General features: G+C 38.6%; 18 protein-coding genes and 5 tRNA genes. 6 read left to right on the top strand and 17 right to left on the bottom strand.

All coding sequences use genetic code 11. From position 1 onward, the window contains the following. The first annotated feature begins 82 nt into the window (after positions 1-82). From AC1MPL_RS03485 to AC1MPL_RS03470, 4 genes are all read left to right on the top strand, one after another. The gene (locus AC1MPL_RS03485; RefSeq protein ID WP_479764264.1) at positions 83-784 is read left to right on the top strand and encodes a DsbA family oxidoreductase; all 702 of its coding nucleotides are present in this window, start codon (positions 83-85) and stop codon (positions 782-784) included. A gap of 138 nt (positions 785-922) precedes the next feature. Next, a complete protein-coding gene (locus AC1MPL_RS03480) occupies positions 923-1117 on the top strand; it encodes a hypothetical protein (RefSeq protein ID WP_479764262.1) in 195 nt (64 codons plus the stop codon). After that, positions 1114-1578, top strand: coding sequence for a hypothetical protein (locus AC1MPL_RS03475; RefSeq protein ID WP_479764260.1), 465 nt, complete (start codon positions 1114-1116; stop codon positions 1576-1578). The genes AC1MPL_RS03480 and AC1MPL_RS03475 overlap by 4 nt, the downstream gene beginning before the upstream one ends. 48 nt (positions 1579-1626) lie before the next feature. After that, positions 1627-2559, top strand: coding sequence for a hypothetical protein (locus tag AC1MPL_RS03470; protein WP_479764258.1), 933 nt, complete (start codon positions 1627-1629; stop codon positions 2557-2559). 51 nt (positions 2560-2610) lie between these two features. Here AC1MPL_RS03470 and htpG read toward each other — a convergent pair whose 3' ends face one another. Further along, on the bottom strand, positions 2611-4533 hold the full coding sequence (gene htpG, locus AC1MPL_RS03465; RefSeq protein WP_479764256.1) for a molecular chaperone HtpG: 1923 nt from the start codon (positions 4531-4533) through the stop codon (positions 2611-2613). Between the two features lie 317 nt (positions 4534-4850). Beyond that, a complete protein-coding gene (locus tag AC1MPL_RS03460) occupies positions 4851-5456 on the bottom strand; it encodes an OmpW/AlkL family protein (RefSeq protein WP_479764254.1) in 606 nt (201 codons plus the stop codon). A 399-nt stretch (positions 5457-5855) separates the two neighbouring features. Here AC1MPL_RS03460 and AC1MPL_RS03455 point away from each other — a divergent pair, with 399 nt between their 5' ends. Beyond that, positions 5856-7217, top strand: coding sequence for an amino acid permease (locus tag AC1MPL_RS03455; RefSeq protein ID WP_479764252.1), 1362 nt, complete (start codon positions 5856-5858; stop codon positions 7215-7217). Positions 7218-7759: 542 nt separating this feature from the next. After that, positions 7760-8371, top strand: a complete 612-nt coding sequence (locus AC1MPL_RS03450) for an MFS transporter (protein WP_479766145.1) — start codon at positions 7760-7762, stop codon at positions 8369-8371. A gap of 33 nt (positions 8372-8404) precedes the next feature. Here AC1MPL_RS03450 and rpoC read toward each other — a convergent pair whose 3' ends face one another. From rpoC to trpE, 15 genes are all read right to left on the bottom strand, one after another. Beyond that, positions 8405-12598 (bottom strand): DNA-directed RNA polymerase subunit beta', encoded by a 4194-nt coding sequence (gene rpoC, locus AC1MPL_RS03445; RefSeq protein ID WP_479766144.1) that lies wholly within the window; start codon positions 12596-12598, stop codon positions 8405-8407. Between the two features lie 90 nt (positions 12599-12688). Continuing rightward, positions 12689-16774, bottom strand: coding sequence for a DNA-directed RNA polymerase subunit beta (gene rpoB, locus AC1MPL_RS03440; RefSeq protein WP_479764250.1), 4086 nt, complete (start codon positions 16772-16774; stop codon positions 12689-12691). Positions 16775-17083: 309 nt separating this feature from the next. Further along, entirely contained in the window at positions 17084-17452 is a 369-nt protein-coding gene (rplL, locus tag AC1MPL_RS03435) for a 50S ribosomal protein L7/L12 (protein ID WP_479764249.1), read from the bottom strand. A 42-nt stretch (positions 17453-17494) separates the two neighbouring features. Further along, the gene (gene rplJ / locus AC1MPL_RS03430) at positions 17495-18001 is read right to left on the bottom strand and encodes a 50S ribosomal protein L10 (RefSeq protein ID WP_479764247.1); all 507 of its coding nucleotides are present in this window, start codon (positions 17999-18001) and stop codon (positions 17495-17497) included. A 245-nt stretch (positions 18002-18246) separates the two neighbouring features. Beyond that, positions 18247-18939 carry a 50S ribosomal protein L1 gene (gene rplA / locus AC1MPL_RS03425; protein WP_479764245.1) on the bottom strand — a complete coding sequence of 231 codons (693 nt, stop codon included), beginning with the start codon at positions 18937-18939 and terminating at the stop codon, positions 18247-18249. A 4-nt stretch (positions 18940-18943) separates the two neighbouring features. After that, on the bottom strand, positions 18944-19372 hold the full coding sequence (gene rplK, locus AC1MPL_RS03420; protein ID WP_479764244.1) for a 50S ribosomal protein L11: 429 nt from the start codon (positions 19370-19372) through the stop codon (positions 18944-18946). A gap of 87 nt (positions 19373-19459) precedes the next feature. Beyond that, positions 19460-19993 (bottom strand): transcription termination/antitermination protein NusG, encoded by a 534-nt coding sequence (gene nusG / locus AC1MPL_RS03415; RefSeq protein ID WP_023273532.1) that lies wholly within the window; start codon positions 19991-19993, stop codon positions 19460-19462. Between the two features lie 6 nt (positions 19994-19999). Beyond that, positions 20000-20440 (bottom strand): preprotein translocase subunit SecE, encoded by a 441-nt coding sequence (gene secE / locus AC1MPL_RS03410; protein ID WP_479764242.1) that lies wholly within the window; start codon positions 20438-20440, stop codon positions 20000-20002. Between the two features lie 75 nt (positions 20441-20515). Then, positions 20516-20591, bottom strand: a tRNA-Trp gene (locus AC1MPL_RS03405). Positions 20592-20637: 46 nt separating this feature from the next. Then, positions 20638-21828, bottom strand: a complete 1191-nt coding sequence (tuf, locus tag AC1MPL_RS03400) for an elongation factor Tu (protein WP_479764240.1) — start codon at positions 21826-21828, stop codon at positions 20638-20640. Between the two features lie 149 nt (positions 21829-21977). After that, a tRNA-Thr gene (locus tag AC1MPL_RS03395) sits at positions 21978-22052 on the bottom strand. Positions 22053-22068: 16 nt separating this feature from the next. Further along, a tRNA-Gly gene (locus AC1MPL_RS03390) sits at positions 22069-22144 on the bottom strand. Between the two features lie 34 nt (positions 22145-22178). Further along, positions 22179-22262, bottom strand: a tRNA-Tyr gene (locus tag AC1MPL_RS03385). A 57-nt stretch (positions 22263-22319) separates the two neighbouring features. After that, positions 22320-22395 (bottom strand) — tRNA-Thr (locus AC1MPL_RS03380). 98 nt (positions 22396-22493) lie between these two features. Continuing rightward, positions 22494-23987: an anthranilate synthase component I gene (gene trpE / locus AC1MPL_RS03375; protein ID WP_479764239.1), complete on the bottom strand. Its 1494-nt coding sequence runs from the start codon at positions 23985-23987 to the stop codon at positions 22494-22496. Between the last annotated feature and the right edge of the window lie 30 nt (positions 23988-24017).

Below are 24017 nucleotides of genomic sequence, written 5' to 3'. Positions count from 1 at the left end.
ATACAGCGTTCAACATTAGATACTTGCCTTTTTTGTAATAACCTCCATCATATTATTATTCTAAATAATTATTGAGATACTTATGCGCGTAGATATCTGGTCAGATGTAGTTTGTCCATTTTGTTACATTGCTAAAAAACGTCTAGAACGCGTTGCTGAAGAAATGAATCTAGACCTTGAAATTCACTGGCATAGCTTCCAACTCGACCCTAAATCTCCTGCAAGTTTTAATGTTCCAACGACTGAACTGATTGCTAAAAAATATGGTCGTACTATTGAAGATATGGAAGCAATGCAAGTTCAAATTGCTGAAATGGCAGCAGAAGAAGGTATTGACTTCCAGTGGCGTAAAACAAAAATAGGAAATAGTTTCGATGCACATCGCGTTATTCACCTTGCCCAAAGTAAAGGTCTAGGCAATAAAGCAAAAGAAGCATTTTTTCATGCTTATATTACTGAAGGACTTGCTATTGGAGAACGTGAAACTGTCGAAGAAATCGCTTCACGTATTGGTTTAGAAAATGGCGAAGTTGAAGATATGCTTAATTCAAATGAATTTGCTGAGTTTGTTAAATACGACGAAGATCTCGCACGTGACAAATTAAATGTTACAGGTGTACCATTTTTCGTATTTGATCAACGTGTTGCTCTTGCAGGTGCGCAACCCGCTCAAGTGTTTGAAGAAGTTATACAAAAAACCTTAGCATCTAAAGATGAAAAATCAGCAGCATCTGAATCTAATGCACAATGTAACGATGACCATTGTGATATACAAAAAGATTAAGCTCCATAAATACCTATGATGATAAAAAGCATTGTAGGTATCTTTTATCACTACGTTTAATTACATTAAATCTTTTCTTCTACTACTTAATTACATATAAAGATATTATACTAAGTGTTTTAATCATAAGCATATGTTATGCAACAAGTGAATGCTTTTTTACAGGGGAGAATCTCTTTTTCCGAAATTGATATCGACACACTCATGATATTAATTCAACAGCATTCAAATCCTAAAAGTGTAGAATATAAATTACTTGAATTAACACTTAATCAAATCTTGGCTGAATATCTCCAAAAAGCAGAATCTTATACCTCAGGTCAGATATCATGAATCTCTTAGAAAAAGCAGAATTAATTAAAGAAATTCGTCGAAACTTATCTAATATTGAGCAACCATCTGCATTTATTGAAAAAGCGAAAGCAGTATACAATTTAAAAAATATCATTCGGCGTTGTAGCCACCCCCATAATACACTTACAGAACAGCCAGAAATTTCATTTACACAAGAAAGAAAAAAAATACTAGAAATTGTGCAGACATCTAACTATAAACAGAGTTACTGTGGTGCTTTTGATAACAAGCAAAACTTACTTCGTGAACTCAATAAGTGCGACTCACCACGCTGGGCTATTTTATATCAAACCAACCAAACATTTTGGCAGATTTGGATTACTTTAGGTCCTCACCGTAGTACAATTCACTCCGAATGGTATCGCCAGCTTAAAGATGCTTACACATGGTTACTTGAACAGCAAAATTTTTTTATACACTTACAAAAAGACTTGGGCTAATATTATTTTGCTAAACTTCTAACATATTTTATTAAGAACTCTTTTGATGTGTTAATTCGACGACCTTTTTTTATTTATATATATTCTTCTTTAGCTTTATGTACTTTTTCTCATACAGCAGAAGCATCTCATTTTAATTTATGCTTACCTTCCCAAAGTTTCATTTCAAATAAGATATCTAAGCACCACTTTCGTCATGAAAAATACCTACATAAAAAATATAAATTAGATGCCCTACCTCTTGAGGATATTACACAAGAGGTACCTACACCACTCTGGTTTGATCCTAACTCACCTACCTTTGCAGAGCAACTATTGGCTATTTTTGGTAAAACATCATTGTCTTTACGTCTTCAAGATACTGAAAAAAAAACGACTAAAAAACGTATATTAGGTTTCCAAAAGAAGAAAACAAAAATCTCAAAGAAAGAAAAGGAAAAATTATGGGTAAGTGAGGTCTTTGGTGAGATTTCTAAAATGCTTCCATTTCAAAATGGAATGGATATTGGCTCCAATTCAAATAGTGATGTATATATTGAGGTCAATGCTGAAAAAAATTGGGAGTTATTTGCTAATTGGAAACTTGATGCAAGTCAGACCTTTCGTTATGCATCACAAAGTAAAAACTACTCTGAAACAGACTTCAATTTTACACAAGAACGTTCAGACAAGAATCTCGCTTCAAATCAATTCTCTATTGTAAAAAGTTATGCAGAAGAATTTACATGGAGCGATAAGCTTTTTATGCAAAAGAAGTTTTTAAATAACAAGAGTATTACCTATGGTATTTATACCAGCGGTATTTATAGTAAAGAAAAGAAAGATGTCGAACTGCAAAGCTGGGGACCATATTTGGGCTGGCGCATTCCTATTTGGAGAAACTGGGTGTTCTTAGAAAATGATATTTCATATTACCGAGATAGCACAGCAACAGATGGCTACTCTTTCAGTTCAAATATTCAACTCGAAGCAACATTCTAGTAAAAAAGCTGAACCCAATTGGATTCAGCTTTTAAATATATCTTAGTACAATTATTTCATCAATAAGCTATTAATACGTTTTACATATTCAGCAGGATCTTCAGGTAGACCGCCCTCAGCAATTACAGCTTGATCAAAAATTACATTTGCCAAATCGTTAAACTGCCCCGTCTGCTCTAGCTTTTTAACCAGCGGATGTTCAGGATTAATTTCTAATGTTGGTTTCACATCAGGTATAGCCTGACCTGCTTGCTTTAACATACGTACAAGCTGAGGAGATAACTCACCCTCACTAGTCACAAGACATGCAGGAGAATCGACTAAACGCGTGGTTACACGTACTTCCTTTGTCTTACCTTTTAATGCATCGCTAAGTTTTTCTACAATTGGTTTAAACTGTTCTTGTGCTTGCTCAAGTGCTTTTTTCTCTTCCGCATCTTGTAAGTCACCAAGATCCACTGCACCTTTCGCAATACTTTGCATTGGCACACCATCAAACTCGTGTACAAAATTCATTGCCCACTCATCTACACGGTCAGCCATCAGTAAAACTTCAATACCTTTTTTCTTGAAAAGCTCAATCTGTGGTGAATTCTTCGCTGCTGTTAAGGTGTCGGCTGTCACATAATAAATAGACTTTTGACCCTCTTTCATACGTCCTTTATAGTCAGCCAATGATGTTGAAATTTCATCATTTGTAGACGTAGCAAAGCGCAAAAGTTTTAAAATACGGTCGCGGTTAGAAGTATCTTCACCGAGACCTTCTTTAATTACTGAGCCAAACTCAGCATAAAACTTTTTAAATTTCTCTTGATCTTGCTCATCTTCTGACTTCGCCAAACCATCAAGCAACGTAAGTACACGGCGTGCATTACCTTCACGAATTAGTTTTACATCACGACTTTCTTGTAATAACTCACGACTTACATTCAGTGGTAAGTCTGCACTATCCACAACACCTTGAACAAAACGTAAATAGTTTGGAATTAGATTATCAGCATCATCCATAATAAATACACGTTTCACATATAGCTTAATGCCTGCCTTAGCATCACGTGTAAAAATATCTTGCGATGCCTTACTTGGAATATAAAGCAACTGTGTATATTCTGTATTTCCTTCCACGCGATTATGAGACCAAGCTAAAGGTGCCTCATAGTCATGGCTCAGATTTTTATAGAATTCGATATATTGCTCTTCTGTTACATCATTTTTACTACGTGTCCATAAGGCACTTGCAGAGTTAATCGATTCCCACTCATCTGTCTTAACCATTTGACCACCTTTAGGTTCTTCACCTTCAGCAGTCTCTTCCTCTTGCCAGACCTCTTTTTGCATTTCAATTGGAAGACTAATATGATCAGAATACTTATTAATAATTTGCTTAACTTTATAGCTTTCTAAGTATTCAGTTGCATCATCACGTAAATGCAAAATAATATCTGTACCACGTGAAGCTTTATTAATTTCTTGAACCTCAAAATCGCCTGTACCACCACTAATCCAGCGCACACCCTCATTTGCATCCAGACCAGCTCGACGAGATTCCACCACAATTTTATCTGCAACAATGAAACCTGAATAAAAACCAACACCAAACTGTCCAATTAACTGTGCATCAGATTTCTGATCGCCAGTGAGTTTAGACATGAAATCTTTTGTACCTGATTTTGCAATTGTACCTAAGTTATCAATCGCTTCTTGTTGGCTTAGACCAATTCCATTATCTGAAATAGTAATGGTTTTTGCATCTTTATCTAAAATGATACGGACATGTAAGTCAGGATCATTTTCATAGAAATCTGGATGATTAATCCCTTCAAAACGCAATTTATCACATGCATCTGAAGCATTTGAAACCAATTCTCTTAAAAATATTTCTGGGTTTGAATATAAAGAATGTGTTACTAAATGCAAAAGCTGTGCAACTTCAGCTTGGAAACTATAGTTTTTTGGATTACTTTCGGCACTCATAAACTTACCTCTTTGTATAATGACATTCTTGTGTTGAATATCTTATGAATGGAGTAACTTCTACTATTTTTCAAGACAGTTTTTTATTTTTTTTCAATATTATATATCTATCATTAATATATGCATAAAAAAACCTCACTCTTTTGAGTAAGGTTTGCTTAGCTAAAACAACAATTTTCCCCATTTCATTTTTTATTGCACGCTTTATTATTATATTGAATGTATACAGTTTAGATTGCTTTATTTTCCCCAAGACAAAGCAACTTGCTTGTACTCACAAATGATTACTCAACTAAACTATATACATATTTGGACAATTAGAAGCGATAGCTATAACCAACTGTATATACCCATGGGTTTACTTTTAAATCACCAATATGTGTACCATTTAGTTCTAATTTAGACTTTACATTTGCATAACGGACATCAGCAAATAATCCCCAATTATCATTTACCTGTGGTTTAAAGTTAAGACCAACTTGTCCTGCTATGCCATACCCTACTTTTGCATCTAGCTGATGTTTTTCACCCTCTAACTTCTCATCAAAAGGTATAACTGCTGTCATACCTACACCAACATATGGTGTAAGCGCTGTGGTGTTATTAAAATTATACTTCACAGTCAATGTTGGTGGTAAATGTCTGAATGAAGCGATCTTCGTGCCATTAGTTGTCACATGCTGTTTAAATGGTGTTGCTAATAAAAGTTCTGCCGACACACCTGTATTGTCAAAAAAATATTCAATAGATGGTGTAAAACTATATGAATTATCTGTTTTTACATGCGTTAATGCACCTTGTGCCAGCGTATTATTATCCTCTGTTGGAATTAATGCACTCACCCCCAATTTCACTTGGAAATTACCTGCAAAACTTGCAGAAGATAAAGCAACCAAAGATAAAACAACTATTTTTTTCAACATTTTAAATATTCTCAAAAACCAACCACTTAATAATATTTACATTATTATTAATATGCAACTTTATTTTAAAAAAATATTTAAAAATATTATTAAGATACTGTTATTTATATATATTTATTAAATTCATATTATTTTAGTCGGATTTAAAATTATTATATCCTACTTTAAAAGTTGGAATTAAAATAAAACAAACTATATTAGTAAAGTATTTTAATTAATCATTTTTTTGATTAAAAAATTATTATTATTTAGCATAAATATTTCTCTATATTTTTATCAAAGCTCTCTTAACAAGAATAAAAAATAGACAGTTTTTAATCAGTTGTTTAGGATGAATAAATATTATGTGGACTCACTGACTCGCTTCTATACAATATGTGGCACGGATTGGAGTAAATAATGTCACAGACATCATCTTTAAAGCGTGGATTAAGTACGCGCCACATACGTTTTTTGGGGCTCGGTTCTGCCATTGGAACAGGCCTCTTTTATGGTTCAGCTTCAGCAATTCAGCTTGCAGGGCCATCAGTCATTTTGGCTTATATTTTAGCTGGGCTTGCCATTTATGTTGTCATGCGAGCACTTGGGGAAATGGCTGTACACAACCCTGTTTCAGATTCTTTTAGCCGTTATGCAACTGAATATATTGGCCCACTTTGGGGATTTACCACAGGGTGGACATATGTATTTGAAATGGTCATTGTTGCTATTGCCGATGTTACGGCATTTGGCATTTACATGGGCTTTTGGTTCCCTGATGTACCTCGTTGGACTTGGATTCTATCGCTTATCTTCTTTTTAGGTGGAATAAATCTTATTCACGTTAAAGTATATGGTGAGCTTGAGTTCTGGCTATCTATTGTAAAAGTTAGTGCAATCATTGCTATGATTCTTGGCGGATTAGGTATTTTACTTTATGGCTTCCACTTACCTAAAACAACCGTTATACCAAGCATTACGAACCTTTGGCAGCATGGTGGTTTTATGCCTAACGGAATTGGTGGTCTTATCGCTTGCTTTTCTGTAGTTGTATTTGCATTTGGTGGTGTGGAGGTTATTGGTATCACGGCTGGTGAGTCTGAAGATCCTAAAAAAGCAATTCCACATGCAATTAATGCGGTACCTTTTCGTATTCTTTTATTTTATGTACTCACTATTTTTGTACTACTTTCAATTTTTCCTTGGAATCAAATTGGAGGAAATGGCAGCCCATTTGTACAAATTTTTGAGGGTCTTGGCATTAAATCTGCTGCCGCAGTATTAAATATTGTTGTAATTACCGCTGCAATTTCAGCAATTAATAGTGATGTTTTTGGCGCAGGTCGTATGATGTATGGCATGGCTAAAAAAGGGCAAGCTCCTAAAATCTTTGGAAAAACATCAAAACATGGTGTGCCATGGATGACTATAGTTGTTATGGCAGGGGTTCTGCTCATTGGTGTCGTGTTAAATTACCTCATTCCAGAAAATGTATTTGAAATCATTGCTTCTATTGGTACATTTGCAACTGTATATGTATGGCTCATGATTTTACTTGCACACTTTGGTATGCGTAAGAAACTGTCTGCTGAAGAAATTAAGAAACTAGACTTTCCTGTCATTGGTTGGCCTGTTGCACCTATCTTAGCCACTCTATTTATGGTGTTTGTTATTGGTATAATAGGCTATTTCCCAGACTTACGCCCTGCACTTTATGTAGGTGGTATTTGGTTAGTCATACTCATTGCAATCTATACTATTTGGATCAAACACAAAAAGTAATTTAAATAATTTGCCCACATTATGTGGGCTTTTTATTCTTCAATTTATTTAGCTCAGATAGATTGATCTCCTAAAATAACAGATTAGAAAACCCTATTTTTCCTGTATAAATCTTGCGTTTATCTTTCTCATTAATATGGTTGGTATAATATTGCTAACAGCCATTTACCCCATCTATCAAGCTGAACAACATATTACAAGCTTTACAACCACCCTCATTTTTTCAATGATTTCTACCCTATTTTTACATTTGGTAGGGCTATGGCTTATCGCTCGCCTATTCTCTGGCTTTCAGTAGGTTTATACGCTTAAACAGCAACAGTGATAATTTTATAAATTGCACAAACTGGTGTAGAGTTGCAACACTTATCGCAATTGGTAGCAATATTCTAGGCTTAGATCGTAGTCCTCTCATTGGTGGAATCATTGTAGAAAGTTTGCCAAATCCTAAAATAATGCCTTATATCATTCACCTATTACTTTCGATATTTACCATCTGCCTACTTTACTTTATTCCAGAAAGTTAGCTAAAAGCACCTCAAATTCATTTAATAATACAACTTTTAGCATTACCAAATGAGGTTAAAAACATCTTTGCCCCTGTTGCTATTGCAGGGTTCTCAGGCTTCATGGTTATGGGGTTTTACTCTTCTATTATCCCATCTATTTTAAACCATATTTTTGAAGTTCATCATGCTGTTCAAATTGGACTGACTATCTTCATTTTGTTTATTGCATCTGTTTTAGGGCAAATGAGCGAGCCTTTTATTACAAAAGAAAAACGTGAATTTGTAGGATGTTATGCACTACTCTTAGGATTACTTCCTTTTACATTATGTATTTACTTTAAAAATTTTATGCTGCTTTGTATTGCAACAGCTTTATGCGGTTGGGGGCAAGGTCTTAGCTTTAGAGCCTGCTTAGCAAACTTGGCACAGCATAGCCCTAAAGAATATAAAGCTGCCATTACATCTAGTTTTTTTGTCATTATTTATTTGGGTATGTCTATTCCTGTCATTGGTATGGGGATACTCAATCAGTTTGTAACACTAAAAACTGCAACTCTGACATATTTGGGTACTGTTTTTATTATTCTTACCACAGCAATTATACTTCTACGCAGATATTACCAATCCATAAAAAAGGCACCCTAAGGTGCCTTTTCAATATTGCTTTAACAGCAAATTTTAGAACTGTTCTTCATTCAATGCTTGGCTAAATGCTTGATCAACATCGCTAAAGTCATTTTGAAGTTCATATTCAGCAGCTTCAGACTCTTGACGACGACGCTCTAAGTGGTATGCCAAGCCCGTACCTGCTGGAATTAGACGACCAACAACCACGTTCTCTTTAAGACCACGTAAATCATCTTCTTTACCTGTTACAGCAGCTTCTGTTAAGACACGCGTTGTCTCTTGGAACGATGCAGCAGAGATAAATGAATCTGTAGATAATGATGCTTTTGTAATACCCATCAATTGACGGTCAAACTTCGCAGGGAACTTGTTTTGTGCCAATACTGCTTGGTTTTCTTGCATTACACGGATGTAATCTACTTGCTCACCTTTAATGAAGCTTGTATCACCACCATCAACAATATCTACTTTACGAAGCATTTGACGAACAACAACTTCAATATGCTTATCGTTGATTTTTACACCTTGTAAACGGTAAACATCTTGTACTTCATTAACAATATAATTTGTTAATGCAACTTCACCTTTCAGACGTAAGATGTCATGTGGATTCTGTGGGCCATCAGAAACGACTTCACCACGGTTTACATGCTCACCTTCAAATACGTTGATTTGACGCCATTTTGGAATCAACTCTTCATAGATTTCAGAACCATCATTAGGCGTAATTACAAGACGATACTTACCTTTAGTTTCTTTACCAAAGCTTACAACACCTGAAATTTCAGCAAGGATTGCATGTTCTTTTGGCTTACGTGCTTCGAACAAATCGGCAACACGTGGAAGACCACCGGTAATATCACGTGTACGAGATGATTCTTGTGGTACACGACCAATAACGTCACCGACACCAATTGTTTCGCCATCACGGACAGTAACAATTGTGTTTTGTGGTAGGAAGTAGAACTGCTCACCTCCATCAGCTGTATCAAGTACAATCGCTGGACGTAAATCTTTACCAGAAGCAGGACGTGCTGTTACAGGTAAGATTTCAACAGTTGTCATACCTGTTGTGTCATCAGTTTTCGATGTTGCAGTCGAACCATCAACAATTTGTGAGAAGCGTGCTTTACCAGCAACTTCTGTTACAAGTGGGTGTGTATGCGGATCCCATGTTGCAACGATACCACCAGCTTCTACAGCTTGACCATCTTTAAGTAAGATGCTTGCACCGTAAGGTAGTTTATAACGTTCACGCTCACGACCCAACTCATCTGCAATACCTACTTCACCAGAACGTGACACAGAAACTTGGTGTCCTTTCGAGTGTTGTACAGTTTTCACATTATGGAAGCGTACAGTACCTTTATTACGTACTTGAACACTGTTTGCAGCAGATGTTCTGCTCGCAGCACCACCAACGTGGAACGTACGCATTGTTAACTGTGTACCTGGCTCACCAATCGATTGAGCAGCCATTACACCCACAGACTCACCTGGATTTACCAAGTGACCACGAGCAAGGTCACGACCATAACAGTTCGCACACACACCGAATGTAGACTCACAGCTTACAACTGAACGAACTTTAACTTCATCGACACCCGCTTCTTCAAGATAAGCAGCGATTTTCTCGTCAATGAGCGTTCCTTTCGGTAAAACAATCTCATCATCAGAAGCACGACGTACATCTTCAGCAGTTACACGACCAAGTACACGATCACGTAGTGCTTCAATTACATCACCACCTTGAATTAATGGTGTCATGACTAAGCCACCAGCAGTACCACAATCTGGTTCTGTGATTACTAAGTCTTGTGCAACGTCTACAAGACGACGTGTTAGATAACCCGAGTTCGCTGTTTTCAATGCTGTATCGGCCAAACCTTTACGCGCACCGTGCGTTGAAATAAAGTACTGAAGTACTGTTAAACCTTCGCGGAAGTTTGCTTTAATCGGTGTTTCAATAATCGAACCATCTGGTTTTGCCATCAGACCACGCATACCTGCAAGCTGACGAATCTGTGCAGCACTACCACGCGCTCCAGAATCTGACATCATGTAGATACTGTTGAATGATTTTTGCTTCTCATCTTCACCTTTCTTGTTTTTAACAAGTGTAGAAGACAAGTTATCCATCATCGCTTTAGCAACTTGGTCGTTTGTACGCGCCCAAATATCGACAACTTTGTTATAACGTTCACCAGCAGTTACGAAACCTTGCTCGAATTGATCTTCAATTTCACGAACTTCAGCTTCTGCTTTATCAATGATCACTTGTTTTGTTGGTGGTATCACCATATCTTCCATACCAACAGACACACCTGAGCGTGTTGCTTGACGGAAACCAAGGTACATCAACTGGTCAGCAAAAATAACTGAGTCTTTTAAACCAAGTTTACGGTAACAAGTGTTAATCAACTTAGAAATGTTTTTCTTAGTCATTTCAAGGTTGATCATGTCAAAGCTTAAACCTTCAGGAACAACTTCCCAAAGTAAGCAACGACCTGGTGTTGTATCAACAATAATGGTTTGCTTTTCACGGTTACCATTTTCATCAATAATCGTTTGGTGTACACGTACTTTCACACGCGCATGCATGTTTACTTGACGTGTTGCAAGCGCACGGTTTACTTCGTGAGTATCTGCAAACACCATGCCTTCACCTTGTGCATTTACCGCATCACGCGTGATGTAGTAAAGACCCAATACAACGTCCTGAGAAGGTACGATGATTGGTTCACCATTTGCAGGTGACAAGATGTTATTTGTAGACATCATTAATGCACGTGCTTCAAGCTGTGCTTCAAGTGTCAATGGTACGTGAACCGCCATTTGGTCACCATCGAAGTCGGCGTTAAATGCCGCACATACGAGTGGGTGTAGACGAATCGCTTTACCTTCGATAAGTACAGGTTCGAATGCTTGTAGACCAAGACGGTGAAGTGTTGGTGCACGGTTCAACATTACTGGATGTTGACGAATTACGTTTGCAAGTACGTCCCATACTTCAGGTGTCTCACGCTCAACCATTTTCTTCGCAGCTTTAATGGTTGTTGCTTGACCTGATGCCTGTAGCTTCGCAAAAATAAATGGTTTGAATAATTCAAGTGCCATTTTTTTCGGTAAACCACATTGATGAAGACGTAGCGTTGGACCAACTGTAATTACAGAACGACCAGAATAGTCTACACGCTTACCTAACAAGTTCTGACGGAAACGACCTTGCTTACCTTTGATCATGTCTGCCAAAGATTTTAATGGACGTTTATTAGAACCCGTAATTGCACGACCACGACGACCATTATCAAGCAATGCATCTACAGACTCTTGTAACATACGTTTTTCGTTACGTACGATAATGTCCGGTGCAGCTAGGTCTAAAAGACGTTTTAAACGGTTGTTACGGTTAATCACACGACGGTATAAATCATTTAAGTCAGATGTCGCAAAACGACCACCTTCAAGTGGTACTAATGGACGTAGATCTGGTGGAAGTACTGGTAGTACATTTAACACCATCCACTCTGGCTTATTGTTTGATTGATAGAATGCTTCCATCAGTTTCAAACGCTTAGATGCTTTTTTCAGTTTTGTTTCTGAAGTTGTTTGAGGGATTTCCTCACGTAAACGAGAAATCTCTGCTTCAAGATCAATATCTTTTAATAGATCTTGAACAGCCTCAGCACCCATTTTCGCTGTGAATTCATCACCATGCTCTTCTAAAGCTGTAAAGTATTCTTCATCATTTAGAAGCTGGTATTTTTCAAGCTCTGTTAAGCCTGGGTCTGTTACAACATAAGATTCGAAATACAATACGCGTTCAATATCACGTAGAGTCATATCTAATAACAAACCAATACGGCTTGGTAATGATTTTAAGAACCAAATATGTGCAGTTGGTGTTGCAAGGTCGATGTGACCCATACGTTCACGACGAACTTTTGCAGTTGTTACTTCAACGCCACATTTTTCACAAATGACGCCTTTGTACTTCATACGCTTGTATTTACCACACAAGCATTCGTAATCTTTTACTGGACCAAAGATTTTGGCACAGAATAAACCATCACGTTCTGGTTTAAACGTACGATAGTTAATGGTTTCAGGCTTTTTTACTTCGCCATGAGACCATGATTTAATCATTTCTGGTGATGCAAGACCAATACGGATGCGATCAAACTCAACTGGAGTATGACCGTCAGAGTCCGTTTTTTTACGCATGATATCGAGCAAGTCTTTCAATTCTTCTCTCCGTGTGCCGAGGGAATTCATGTATTCACTCGGCAGGGTCACAAATATTGTTTGTTACTGAAATTTGATGAGCTTTACAGCTTAGTCACCATTTTTCAGTTCAATGTTGATACCTAAAGAACGGATCTCTTTGGTCAGTACGTTGAATGACTCAGGCATTCCCGGATCCATATAATGGTTTCCATCTACAATATTCTTATAGATACGTGTACGACCTTCAACATCATCTGACTTCACAGTAAGCATTTCTTGTAGCGTATACGCTGCACCATATGCTTCTAATGCCCAGACTTCCATCTCACCAAAACGCTGACCACCAAACTGTGCTTTACCACCTAATGGCTGTTGCGTTACTAACGAGTAAGAACCCGTAGAACGTGCATGCATCTTGTCATCAACCAAGTGGTTCAACTTAAGCATGTACATGTAACCCACAGTTACTGGACGATCAAACTGCTCACCTGTACGTCCATCAAACAATGTTTGTTGACCTGTACGTGGTAATTCAGCTAGCTCTAACAACTCTTTGATTTGCTCTTCTTCAGCACCATCAAATACTGGCGTTGCTAAAGGAACACCTTTTTTCAGGTTACCAGCAAGAATTAAGACTTCATCATCAGTTAGTGTTTCAAGCTCTTCTTGCTCTCCACCAACTTTGTTATAGATTTTGTCTAAGAATTCACGTAGCTCTGCAATTGTACGTTGCTGTTTGAGCATTTTATCAATTTGCTCACCCAAGCCTTTTGCAGCTAAGCCTAAATGTGTCTCAAGAATCTGACCCACATTCATACGTGAAGGTACACCAAGCGGGTTAAGCACTACATCTACAGGTACACCATTGGCATCATGCGGCATGTCTTCAACAGGCAAGATGTTTGATACAACACCTTTGTTACCATGACGACCTGCCATTTTATCACCAGGTTGAATACGACGTTTCACAGCAAGGTAAACTTTAACAACTTTCAATACACCTGTTGTTAACTCATCACCTGTTGAAAGCTTACGTTTCTTCTCAGCGAATTTCTCATCAATTTCAGCACTCTTCTCTTTCAGGTAAGTCTGAATTTGAGTAAGACGTTCAGCAATACCTTCATCAGACGGTTGGATTTCAAGTAAATCCACCATTTCTAATTGAGATAATTTATCTTCAGTCAGCTGATCACCACGTTTCGTTGTACCACCACCGTTAGACATTTGGTCTTTCAGTAGACGTACGATACGTTCACGTGCCGCTTCTTCAAAGATTTTGTATTCTTCTTTCAAATCTTTACGGTAAGAATCTAACTGTGCTTTTTCAATTGCAAGCGCACGTTCATCTTTTTCAAGACCATCACGTGTGAATACCTGAACATCGATCACAGTACCTTTCGTACCAGATGGAACACGTAACGAAGAGTCTTTTACATCTGCTGCTTTTTCACCAAAGATTGCACGAAGTAATTTTTCTTCAGGTGTTAATTGTGTTTCACCCTTAGGTGTCACTTTACCTACAAGAATATCACCCGCTGTTACTTCAGCACCGATGTAAACAATACCTGATTCATCTAACTTAGATAATGCAGCTTCACCAACGTTTGGAATATCGCCAGTAATTTCTTCTGCACCAAGTTTCGTATCACGTGCAACACATGATAGTTCTTGAATATGGATTGATGTTAAACGATCTTCTTGAAGAACACGTTCTGATAATAGAATCGAATCCTCATAGTTGTAACCATTCCATGTCATGAACGCAACACGCATGTTTTGACCAAGTGCTAATTCACCACCATCTGTAGATGGGCCATCAGCAAGTACATCACCACGACCAACTTTATCGCCAAGGTTAACAAGTACTTTTTGGTTAATACATGTGTTTTGGTTTGAACGTGTGTACTTAATCAGGTTATAGATATCTACACCTGCTTCACCCGCAACCATTTCACTCTCATTGACACGAATAACAACACGAGAAGCATCAACAAATTCAATGACACCGCCACGCTGTGCAATTACACATACACCTGAGTCACGTGCAACATTTGCTTCCATACCTGTACCAACAAGTGGCTTATCAGCAAGAAGTGTCGGCACTGCCTGACGTTGCATGTTTGAACCCATCAATGCACGGTTCGCATCATCGTGTTCAAGGAACGGAATTAATGATGCTGCAACAGATACAACCTGTTGTGCAGATACATCCATATGCGTTACACGCTCAGGAGGCATACGCAGTGTTTCACCTTGGTGACGCACAGTTACCATTTCTTCTAGCAAGTGACCCGCTGGATCAACCACTGCATCGGCTTGTGCAATAACAGTACCTACTTCTTCAATTGCAGAAAGGTATTCTGTATCTTCAGTCACACGACCATCAACAACTTTACGGTAAGGTGTTTCCAAGAAACCAAAATGGTTTGCTTTAGAATAAACTGAAAGCGAGTTGATCAAACCAATGTTTGGACCTTCAGGCGTTTCAATCGGACATACACGACCATAGTGAGTATGATGTACGTCACGTACCTCAAAGCCTGCACGCTCACGTGTTAAACCACCTGGTCCAAGCGCAGATACACGACGTTTATGTGTAATCTCAGACAATGGGTTGTTTTGATCCATGAACTGAGATAATTGGCTAGAACCAAAGAATTCTTTAATTGCAGCAGCAACAGGCTTCGCATTAATTAAATCTTGTGGTGATAGGTTATCTGTTTCAGCTTGGCTTAAACGCTCTTTAACAGCACGTTCAACACGAACTAGACCTACACGGAATTGGTTTTCTGTCATTTCACCAACAGAACGTACACGACGGTTACCTAAGTGGTCGATATCGTCGACTTCACCTTTACCATTACGAATATCTACCAATGTACGCATTACATCAGTAATATCTTCGTTAGATAAAATTCCTTCGATTTCACGTGTTTTTTGGTCTGTGCCAACTTCGTATGGACGCCCTAAACGACGGTTAAACTTCATACGACCAACAGCCGACAAATCATAACGCTCTGTAGAGAAGAACAAGTTATTGAATAAGTTTTCTGCGGCTTCTTTGGTTGGTGGCTCGCCTGGACGCATTACTTTGTAGATTTCTACAAGTGCTTCGTCACGATCACGTGTAATATCAGCACGTAATGAATCTGCAATATAAGGACCACGGTCAATATCATTAGTAAACAAGATATTGAATTCTTTCACGCCGCCTTCTGCAAGCTTAACCATAACTTCATGACTAAGTACAGTATTTGCAGGAATAACTTCACCATCACGTAATGTGATATTTTGTGCAGTAATATGTTCGTACAAGTACTCATCTGGAACAGAAAGTTTAGTTAAACCAGCAGCTTCCATTTGACGTACATGACGTGCATTAATACGTTTACCTTGCTCAACAATGACTTTTCCACTGTTGTCGACGATATCAAACTGAGCCATTTCACCGCGTAGGCGCTCTGGAACTAATTCAATTTGATAACTACCCATATCTAGATAAACAGGAACTTTTTCATAGAATAAATCTAGAATTTGTTCATCTGTGTAGTTTAAAGCACGTAAAATAACAGTCGCTAAAAGTTTACGACGACGGTCAATACGTACATATACTAAATCTTTTGCATCGAATTCAAAATCTAACCATGAACCACGGTAAGGAATAATACGCGCAGAATAAAGTGTCTTGTTAGAGTGTGTTTTACCTTTATCGCTATCGAAGAACACACCTGGAGAACGATGCAACTGAGACACGATTACACGCTCAGTTCCATTAATTACAAATGTACCGTTCTCAGTCATTAATGGGATTTCACCCATGTAGACTTCTTGTTCACGAACATCTTTAATTGCTTTGGTATCGCGATCTTTAATGATCAAGCGAATTTTAACGCGCATTGGTGCCGCATAAGTCGAGCCACGAAGAATACACTCGCGCACATCAAACTCAGGCTTACCAAGGCTATACTCAACAAATTCTAAAGCAGCATTGCCGGAATAACTTTCAATTGGAAAAACTGAACGAAACGCAGCTTGGAGACCTATATCTTCTCGGGTTTTTGCTAATTTACCATCTTGTAGAAACGTTCTGTACGAGTCGACTTGAATCGAAAGCAAGTACGGAACATCCATCACTTGGGGCAATTTACCAAAATTCTTACGGATCCGTTTTTTTTCGGTATATGAGTATGCCATCTGGAGTCCTCGGAAAGTACAAAACTAAACCCGCCTGCAGTTCGGGTTTAGAAGGAATTACGCAGGCCGATATGGCCACCACTGCTTACAAATGCTGCAAATGAGAGTGGTAATAAAACGCTTAACAATATTTTTAGAGCGAAAAATATTGGTAAGCGTTTGAATTGGATCGTTTTTTACTAAAATTTAGACTTTTATCACAGTTCAATAAAAAACCGAGCCGATTATTGTAACGCAAAAAGGCTGATGACCCAAGAGCCATCAGCCATATCTGGAGCCAATTTTTTAATAATTGACTCCGGATGTAAATTACTTAAGTGTAACTGTAGCACCAGCTGCTTCAAGTTTCTTCTTAAGCTCTTCACCGTCTTCTTTGCTCACGCCTTCTTTAAGAACTTGTGGAGCACCTTCAACTAGATCTTTAGCTTCTTTAAGACCAAGACCAGTTGCTTCACGAACTGCTTTAATTACAGCAACTTTGTTACCGCCAAAGCTTGTTAATTCAACATTGAATTCAGTTTGCTCTTCAGCAGCAGCAGCATCACCACCAGCAGCAGCAACTGCAACAGCAGCAGCAGATACGTTGAATTTCTCTTCGAAAGCAGAGATTAGGTCAACAAGTTCAAGAACAGTTTTTTCAGCAACTGCGTTTAAAATTTCTTCGTTAGTTAAAGCCATGAGAATAACTCCAAATGGAAATTAAATGGTGTAGGTAATGGATTATGCAGCTTCTTGCTCGTCTTTCTCTTTGAGCGCTGTAAGTAAGCGACCCAATTTCGAAATTGGAGCTTGAAGAACATTTGCAAGCATAGTAAGCGCTTTTTCTTGGTTTGGAAGATTTGCGATAACGCTAACTTCTGCACCTTGATAAACTTTACCGTCAAATGCGGCAGCTTTAAGTTCAAATGCTTTATTTGCTTTAGCAAATTCTTCGAACAAGCGTGCAGCTGCACCCATGTCGTCTTCAGAAGTTGAAAAACCGAGAATTGTTGGACCAACTAGGTTGTCACTTAAGATATCGAATTGAGTACCTTCAAGTGCACGTTTTGCTAGTGTGTTACGCACGATACGTGTTGAAACACCTAACTTACGAGCCTCAACACGAAGTTGAGTTAACTGCTCTACGTTTAAACCTTGGTAGTCAGCAACAACAGCAGAGAAAGCTTTGCTCGCAGTTTCGTTTACTTGAGCAACGATTTCTTTTTTGTTCTCTAATAGTAGAGCCACTGTAAAACCTCCTAAGGTGATTTATGTATTCAAAGAATACACTCCCAATTCGTAAGCCTAAAAGGCTTACACGCGGAGGAGGAATAATCACACCACCGCGTCTACGCAGGCTAAATTATTAAGAGAATTTCTTCTCGCCTGAGGTCTTTGACGCTAATAGGCTTTAACCTATCAATTCAAAGTCCACTCTAAAGATAGAGAGTTTAATCTTTATCTTTAGAGATTTAAGAATTCTGTTCTAACAATTAGTTAGAAATACTGTTTACATCAACAGTTACACCAGGACCCATTGTTGAGCTCAAAGTGATTTTTTTGATGTAGATACCCTTAGAAGTTGCAGGTTTTGCTTTTTTCAAGTCAGCAACCAATGCTTCTAAGTTTTGACGTACAGCTTCAATTGTAAAACCAACTTGGCCAATACCAGCATGAATAATACCAGCTTTGTCTACACGGTAACGTGCTTGACCAGATTTAGCATTTTTAACTGCACCAGCAACGTCAGGAGTTACTGTACCTACTTTAGGGTTTGGCATTAAACCACGTGGCCCTAAAATTGTACCTAACTTACCAACAACGCGCATAGCATCAGGAGCAGCAATGACAACATCAAAGTCAAGATTACCTTTTTGAATGCTTTCAGCAAGGTCATCAAAACCAACGATATCAGCGCCTTCAGCTTTAGCAGCTTCAGCAGCAGCACCTTGAGCAAATACAGCTACACGTACAGTTTTACCTGTACCTGCAGGTAAAGTTGTCGCACCACGTACAACTTGATCTGATTTACGTGGATCAACACCTAGATTTACAGAAACGTCTAGTGATTCTTTAAATTTAGCTGCAGGGAAGCCATTAATTACTTCTACCGCTTCTTCCAAAGAATAAACTTTGTTTGAATCAATAGCAGAAATTGCTTTTTGACGTTTAGTTAACTTTGCCATCTTATTACAGCTCCACTTCCAAGCCCATAGAACGTGCAGAACCAGCAATGGTACGAACACGTGCATCTAAGTCAGCACCAGTTAAATCAGGTTCTTTAGTCGTAGCAATTTCTTCTAATTGCGCACGAGTTAATTTACCCACTTTAGTTTTGTGTGGCTCAGAAGAACCTTTTTGAACACCAGCAGCTTTCTTAAGAAGAACAGCAGCAGGTGGAGTTTTCATGATAAATGTAAATGATTTATCATTATAAACTGTAATTACAACAGGAATTGGTAGACCTGGTTCAACTTTTTGTGTAGCAGCATTGAATTCTTTACAGAATGCCATGATGTTAACACCACGTTGACCTAATGCAGGACCAATAGGAGGAGATGGATTCGCTTTACCAGCTGGGACTTGCAGCTTGATATAGCCGTCAATCTTTTTAGCCATTTCAAATACCTCTGGGTAGTAACGCCGTAAGGCTCCCCAATTTATTACATATAAAATTGCCTAACATATAGGCATTCAATCAGTTGATTAGATTGTCTTCTCAACCTGACGGAATTCAAGCTCGACTTGCGTTGGGCGATTAAATACATTAATCGTCAACGTCAAGCGAGATTTGTCATAAATAACCTCTTCCACAACACCTTTAAAGTCTGTGAATGGGCCATCGATAACCAATAATTCTTCACCTGGTTCAAACATTGTCTTAGGACGAGGTGCTTCACCAGTATTACGTACACGAGCAAGAATCGCATCTGCTTCTTTTTGAGTAATAGGCGCAGGTTTTTCTGGCGTACCACCAATAAAACCTAGAACTTTTGGACATTCTTTAACAATATGCCAAGAATCATCATCCATTTCCATTTCGACTAACACATAGCCCGGAAAGAATTTACGTTCTGATTTACGCTTTTTACCGTCCTTCATTTCCACGACTTCTTCGGTCGGAACAAGAACTTCACCAAAGCTATCGGCAACAGCACTACGCTGGATTCGCTCTTTAAGTGAACGCATTACTTGTTTTTCATAACCTGAATAGGCATGAATAATGTACCAACGTTTCATAGCTCTCTACCCGATCATTAACTTTACTAACCAGCCCAGCGCATAATCAAAGCACCATAGCACGATAGCAGCAACAATAATTACAAGTACTACTTGCCAAGATGTTGTTACTGTTTCCTGTTTGGTTGGCCAAGTTACTCGACGCAGCTCTAATCGCGAGTCTTTTAGCAAGCGAATAAAACCTTTGCCTTGGTGGGTGGCGTATAATAAACCTAAAGCTATAATGATACAAGCTAAAATCGCCCCAATTTGCACCCAAATATTACTCGCTGGTGTCCAATATGCAGGAAGATATTGATTTACAAGAGAAGCTCCAATTAACAAAATAATTGCTAATACCCATAAAACAATATCTATAGGTGAGCCTGAGCGCACAACTTCTGCTGCTGTATTTTTCTGAGGGATTGGCGCGTCGCTCAATGCGTCACGCGATTTATCATTCGACATGTTTTTACTCGTCGTAGAATTCGCGAATCATTATAAGGACAAAATAGCCAGCATCAAGCTTTAACTTTGAAATAGTGGCAGGCCAGGAGGGACTCGAACCCCCAACATTCGGTTTTGGAGACCGACGCTCTACCAATTGAACTACTAGCCTATAAAGTAAACCGAGAACCTTAGCTCTCGGTTTAATATTTATTATATTACTGATTTACTTTAGAAACAACACCAGCACCTACAGTACGACCACCTTCACGGATCGCGAAGCGTAAACCAGCGTCCATTGCGATTGGGTGGATTAATTCTACTGCCATTTCAACGTTGTCACCTGGCATAACCATTTCAACGCCTTCTTTCAACTGGATTGCACCAGTTACGTCAGTTGTACGGAAATAGAACTGTGGACGGTAACCATTTAGGAATGGTGTATGACGACCACCTTCTTCTTTCGCTAGTACATATACTTCTGCGTCAAATTTAGTGTGTGGCTTAATTGTACCTGGCTTAGCCAATACTTGACCACGTTGTACGTCTTCACGCTTAGTACCACGTAAAAGAACACCACAGTTCTCGCCTGCGCGACCTTCGTCAAGCAACTTACGGAACATTTCAACGCCAGTTACAGTCGTTTTAACCGTGTCTTTAATACCAACGATTTCAACTTCTTCACCAACCTTAACAATACCTGATTCTACACGGCCTGTTACTACAGTACCACGACCAGAAATTGAGAATACATCTTCGATTGGCATTAAGAATGCTTTATCGATAGCACGCTCTGGTTCAGGAATGTAAGAATCTAGAGCTTCTACAAGAGAAATTACTGAAGATTCACCATATTCACCAGCATCACCGTTAAGTGCAGCTAAAGCTGAACCACGGATTACAGGAGTATCATCACCAGGGAAATCGTAAGCGCTAAGAAGTTCACGAACTTCCATTTCTACTAATTCAAGTAACTCTTCATCATCAACAAGGTCGCATTTGTTTAAGAATACAACGATGTAAGGTACACCTACCTGACGAGAAAGAAGGATGTGTTCACGAGTTTGAGGCATAGGACCATCAGTCGCAGCACATACAAGAATCGCACCATCCATTTGAGCAGCACCAGTGATCATGTTTTTAACATAATCGGCGTGTCCTGGGCAGTCTACGTGAGCGTAGTGACGAGTTGGAGAATCATATTCTACGTGAGATGTATTAATTGTAATACCACGAGCTTTTTCTTCAGGCGCAGAGTCGATCGCTGCGTAATCTTTAGCTTCACCGCCATAAACTTTTGCACAGATAGTTGCAATAGCAGCTGTTAAAGTTGTTTTACCATGGTCAACGTGACCAATTGTTCCCACGTTTACATGTGGCTTATTACGTTCAAACTTGGCTTTAGCCATGATAATCTTCCTCGTTTACATCGAATAAGTACTGAGAATTTCAGCATAATCGACATATCGCCTAAAAAACAGACACCCAATACTTTAAAAGCAGACTAATAAGCCTGCTTTCTTAAGAAGTGTAGATAAATCTACTAAACTGTATAATCTGGAGCTCTTATCGAGATTTGAACTCGAGACCTCTCCCTTACCAAGGGAGTGCTCTACCACTGAGCTATAAGAGCGATATAATTACTTCGATGGAGCGGGAGACGAGGGTCGAACTCGCGACATGCAGCTTGGAAGGCTGCCGCTCTACCAACTGAGCTACTCCCGCATGTTGGTATATTTACCACTTCATTCGAAGTTAATGGTGGTGGGAGAAGGATTCGAACCTTCGAAACTTTCGTAGCGGAGTTACAGTCCGCCCCCTTTGACCGCTCGGGAATCCCACCTTTATCACACTTACTTGGTAGTGCAGTCCTTTACTTCTGTATTTAACAACTTTAAAATGGTGCCGACACTCGGATTCGAACTGAGGACCTACTGATTACAAGTCAGTTGCTCTACCAACTGAGCTATGTCGGCGTTTTAAGTTGTTTCGTACATTTCGTATCGGAACGGTGTGCAGTTTAGCAAAACTTCAAAATGATGCAAGTACTTTTTTAAAAAAAGTGCAAAAAAACTTATAAAATCAATCCAGTTGATGATAATTCAACCGCTTTGATCACTGCGCGAGCTTTTATTTGTGTTTCATGCCATTCCGAATCAGGATTTGAGTCTGCTACTAGCCCTGCTCCAGCCTGAACATATACTTTATTCTTTCGAATAACACATGTTCTTATTGCAATAGACATATCCATCTCACCCTGCCAACCTAGATATCCCACAGCTCCACCAAAGATCCCGCGTTTCACAGGTTCAACTTCATCAATAATCTGCATTGCTCTTACTTTGGGTGCACCTGAAAGTGTTCCCGCAGGAAAGGTTGCTTTAAATACATCAAGTGCATCCATATCATCTTGAACCTCACCCTGAACGTTAGAAACAATGTGCATTACATGTGAATAACGCTCGACAACCATTTTATCTGTTACAGTTACCTTGCCAACCTTGGACACACGTCCAATATCATTACGTCCTAAATCAATAAGCATTAGGTGTTCTGCAATTTCTTTTTCATCAGCTAATAGTTCTTGCTCTAAAACCAAATCTTCTGCTGGTGTTTTCCCTCTTGGTCTTGTCCCTGCAAGTGGTCGTACTGTTGCAATTCCATTTTCAAGTCGAGATAAGATTTCAGGAGATGAGCCAACGATATGGAATGGCTTTTGATCTTTTAAGGTATAGCCTTGTACAAGAAATAGATAAGGAGATGGGTTTAGATGACGTAAGGCACGATAAACCTGTAAAGGCTCTCCATCAAAATCGGAAACCATCCGATGCCCAGGAACAACCTGCATCACATCACCAGCACGAATATATTCTTTTACTTTTTCTACAGAGGCTTTATATGCTTCTTCGCCTGTTAAAGAGTGAAACTCAGGAAATGTATGTGATTTTGCTTGTAAACGAATCGGCGTATCTAGCAATTGCTCCAACTGATCTAATTTACTCTGCGCATCTTCATAAGTTTCACCCACATTTACATCTGCATGAACAATCAAAAAAAGTGTATCTTTTAAGTTATCAAATACAATGACTGTTTTTGAAAGCATCATCCAAATATCAGGCAACTCAACTGGATCATCTTTAGGAGCACCACCTTTTAAATGCGGCTCTATATATCGCACTGCATCGTAACCAAAGTAACCAACAAGGCCACCTGTAAATTTCGGTAATTCAGGTAAAGTTTCTTGCGTAGGAACTTTGAACTGACTTTGGAACTCACGAATAAAATTATAAGGATTTACATTATCCCTAGTCTTAATATTTCCATCTTGGTCTTGTATATCTAATACACCATCATTACATGAAAAGATTGTAGACTCACCCAAACCAATGATTGAGTATCTTGCCCATTTTTCACCACCTTCAACAGACTCAAACAAGTACGAAGGTGTTTTTTTATTTAACCGTACAAAAACTGAGAGTGGCGTATCTGCATCTGCAAAGCGCTGACGATATACAGGAATAGTATTAAAGCCTTGCTGGGTTAATTGCTCAAAAATATCTTTATTCATTAGATTACTCACATAATTGATTATTTTAAA

The sequence above is a fragment of the Acinetobacter sp. N1-1 genome (assembly GCF_056711485.1).
The sequence above is the reverse complement of the archived record's forward strand: the minus strand, read 5'-3'. Positions and strand labels throughout refer to the sequence as shown.

Bases quoted from the DNA above. Each gene is read 5' to 3' on its own strand.
- AC1MPL_RS03485 (WP_479764264.1), top strand. From the start codon at position 83: ATGCGCGTAGATATCTGGTCAGATGTAGTTTGTCCATTTTGTTACATT.
- AC1MPL_RS03480 (WP_479764262.1), top strand. From the start codon at position 923: ATGCAACAAGTGAATGCTTTTTTACAGGGGAGAATCTCTTTTTCCGAA.
- AC1MPL_RS03475 (WP_479764260.1), top strand. From the start codon at position 1,114: ATGAATCTCTTAGAAAAAGCAGAATTAATTAAAGAAATTCGTCGAAAC.
- htpG (WP_479764256.1), bottom strand. From the start codon at position 4,533: ATGAGTGCCGAAAGTAATCCAAAAAACTATAGTTTCCAAGCTGAAGTT.
- AC1MPL_RS03460 (WP_479764254.1), bottom strand. From the start codon at position 5,456: ATGTTGAAAAAAATAGTTGTTTTATCTTTGGTTGCTTTATCTTCTGCA.
- AC1MPL_RS03455 (WP_479764252.1), top strand. From the start codon at position 5,856: ATGTCACAGACATCATCTTTAAAGCGTGGATTAAGTACGCGCCACATA.
- rpoB (WP_479764250.1), bottom strand. From the start codon at position 16,774: ATGGCATACTCATATACCGAAAAAAAACGGATCCGTAAGAATTTTGGT.
- rplL (WP_479764249.1), bottom strand. From the start codon at position 17,452: ATGGCTTTAACTAACGAAGAAATTTTAAACGCAGTTGCTGAAAAAACT.
- rplA (WP_479764245.1), bottom strand. From the start codon at position 18,939: ATGGCAAAGTTAACTAAACGTCAAAAAGCAATTTCTGCTATTGATTCA.
- rplK (WP_479764244.1), bottom strand. From the start codon at position 19,372: ATGGCTAAAAAGATTGACGGCTATATCAAGCTGCAAGTCCCAGCTGGT.
- nusG (WP_023273532.1), bottom strand. From the start codon at position 19,993: ATGAAACGTTGGTACATTATTCATGCCTATTCAGGTTATGAAAAACAA.
- secE (WP_479764242.1), bottom strand. From the start codon at position 20,440: ATGTCGAATGATAAATCGCGTGACGCATTGAGCGACGCGCCAATCCCT.
- tuf (WP_479764240.1), bottom strand. From the start codon at position 21,828: ATGGCTAAAGCCAAGTTTGAACGTAATAAGCCACATGTAAACGTGGGA.
- trpE (WP_479764239.1), bottom strand. From the start codon at position 23,987: ATGAATAAAGATATTTTTGAGCAATTAACCCAGCAAGGCTTTAATACT.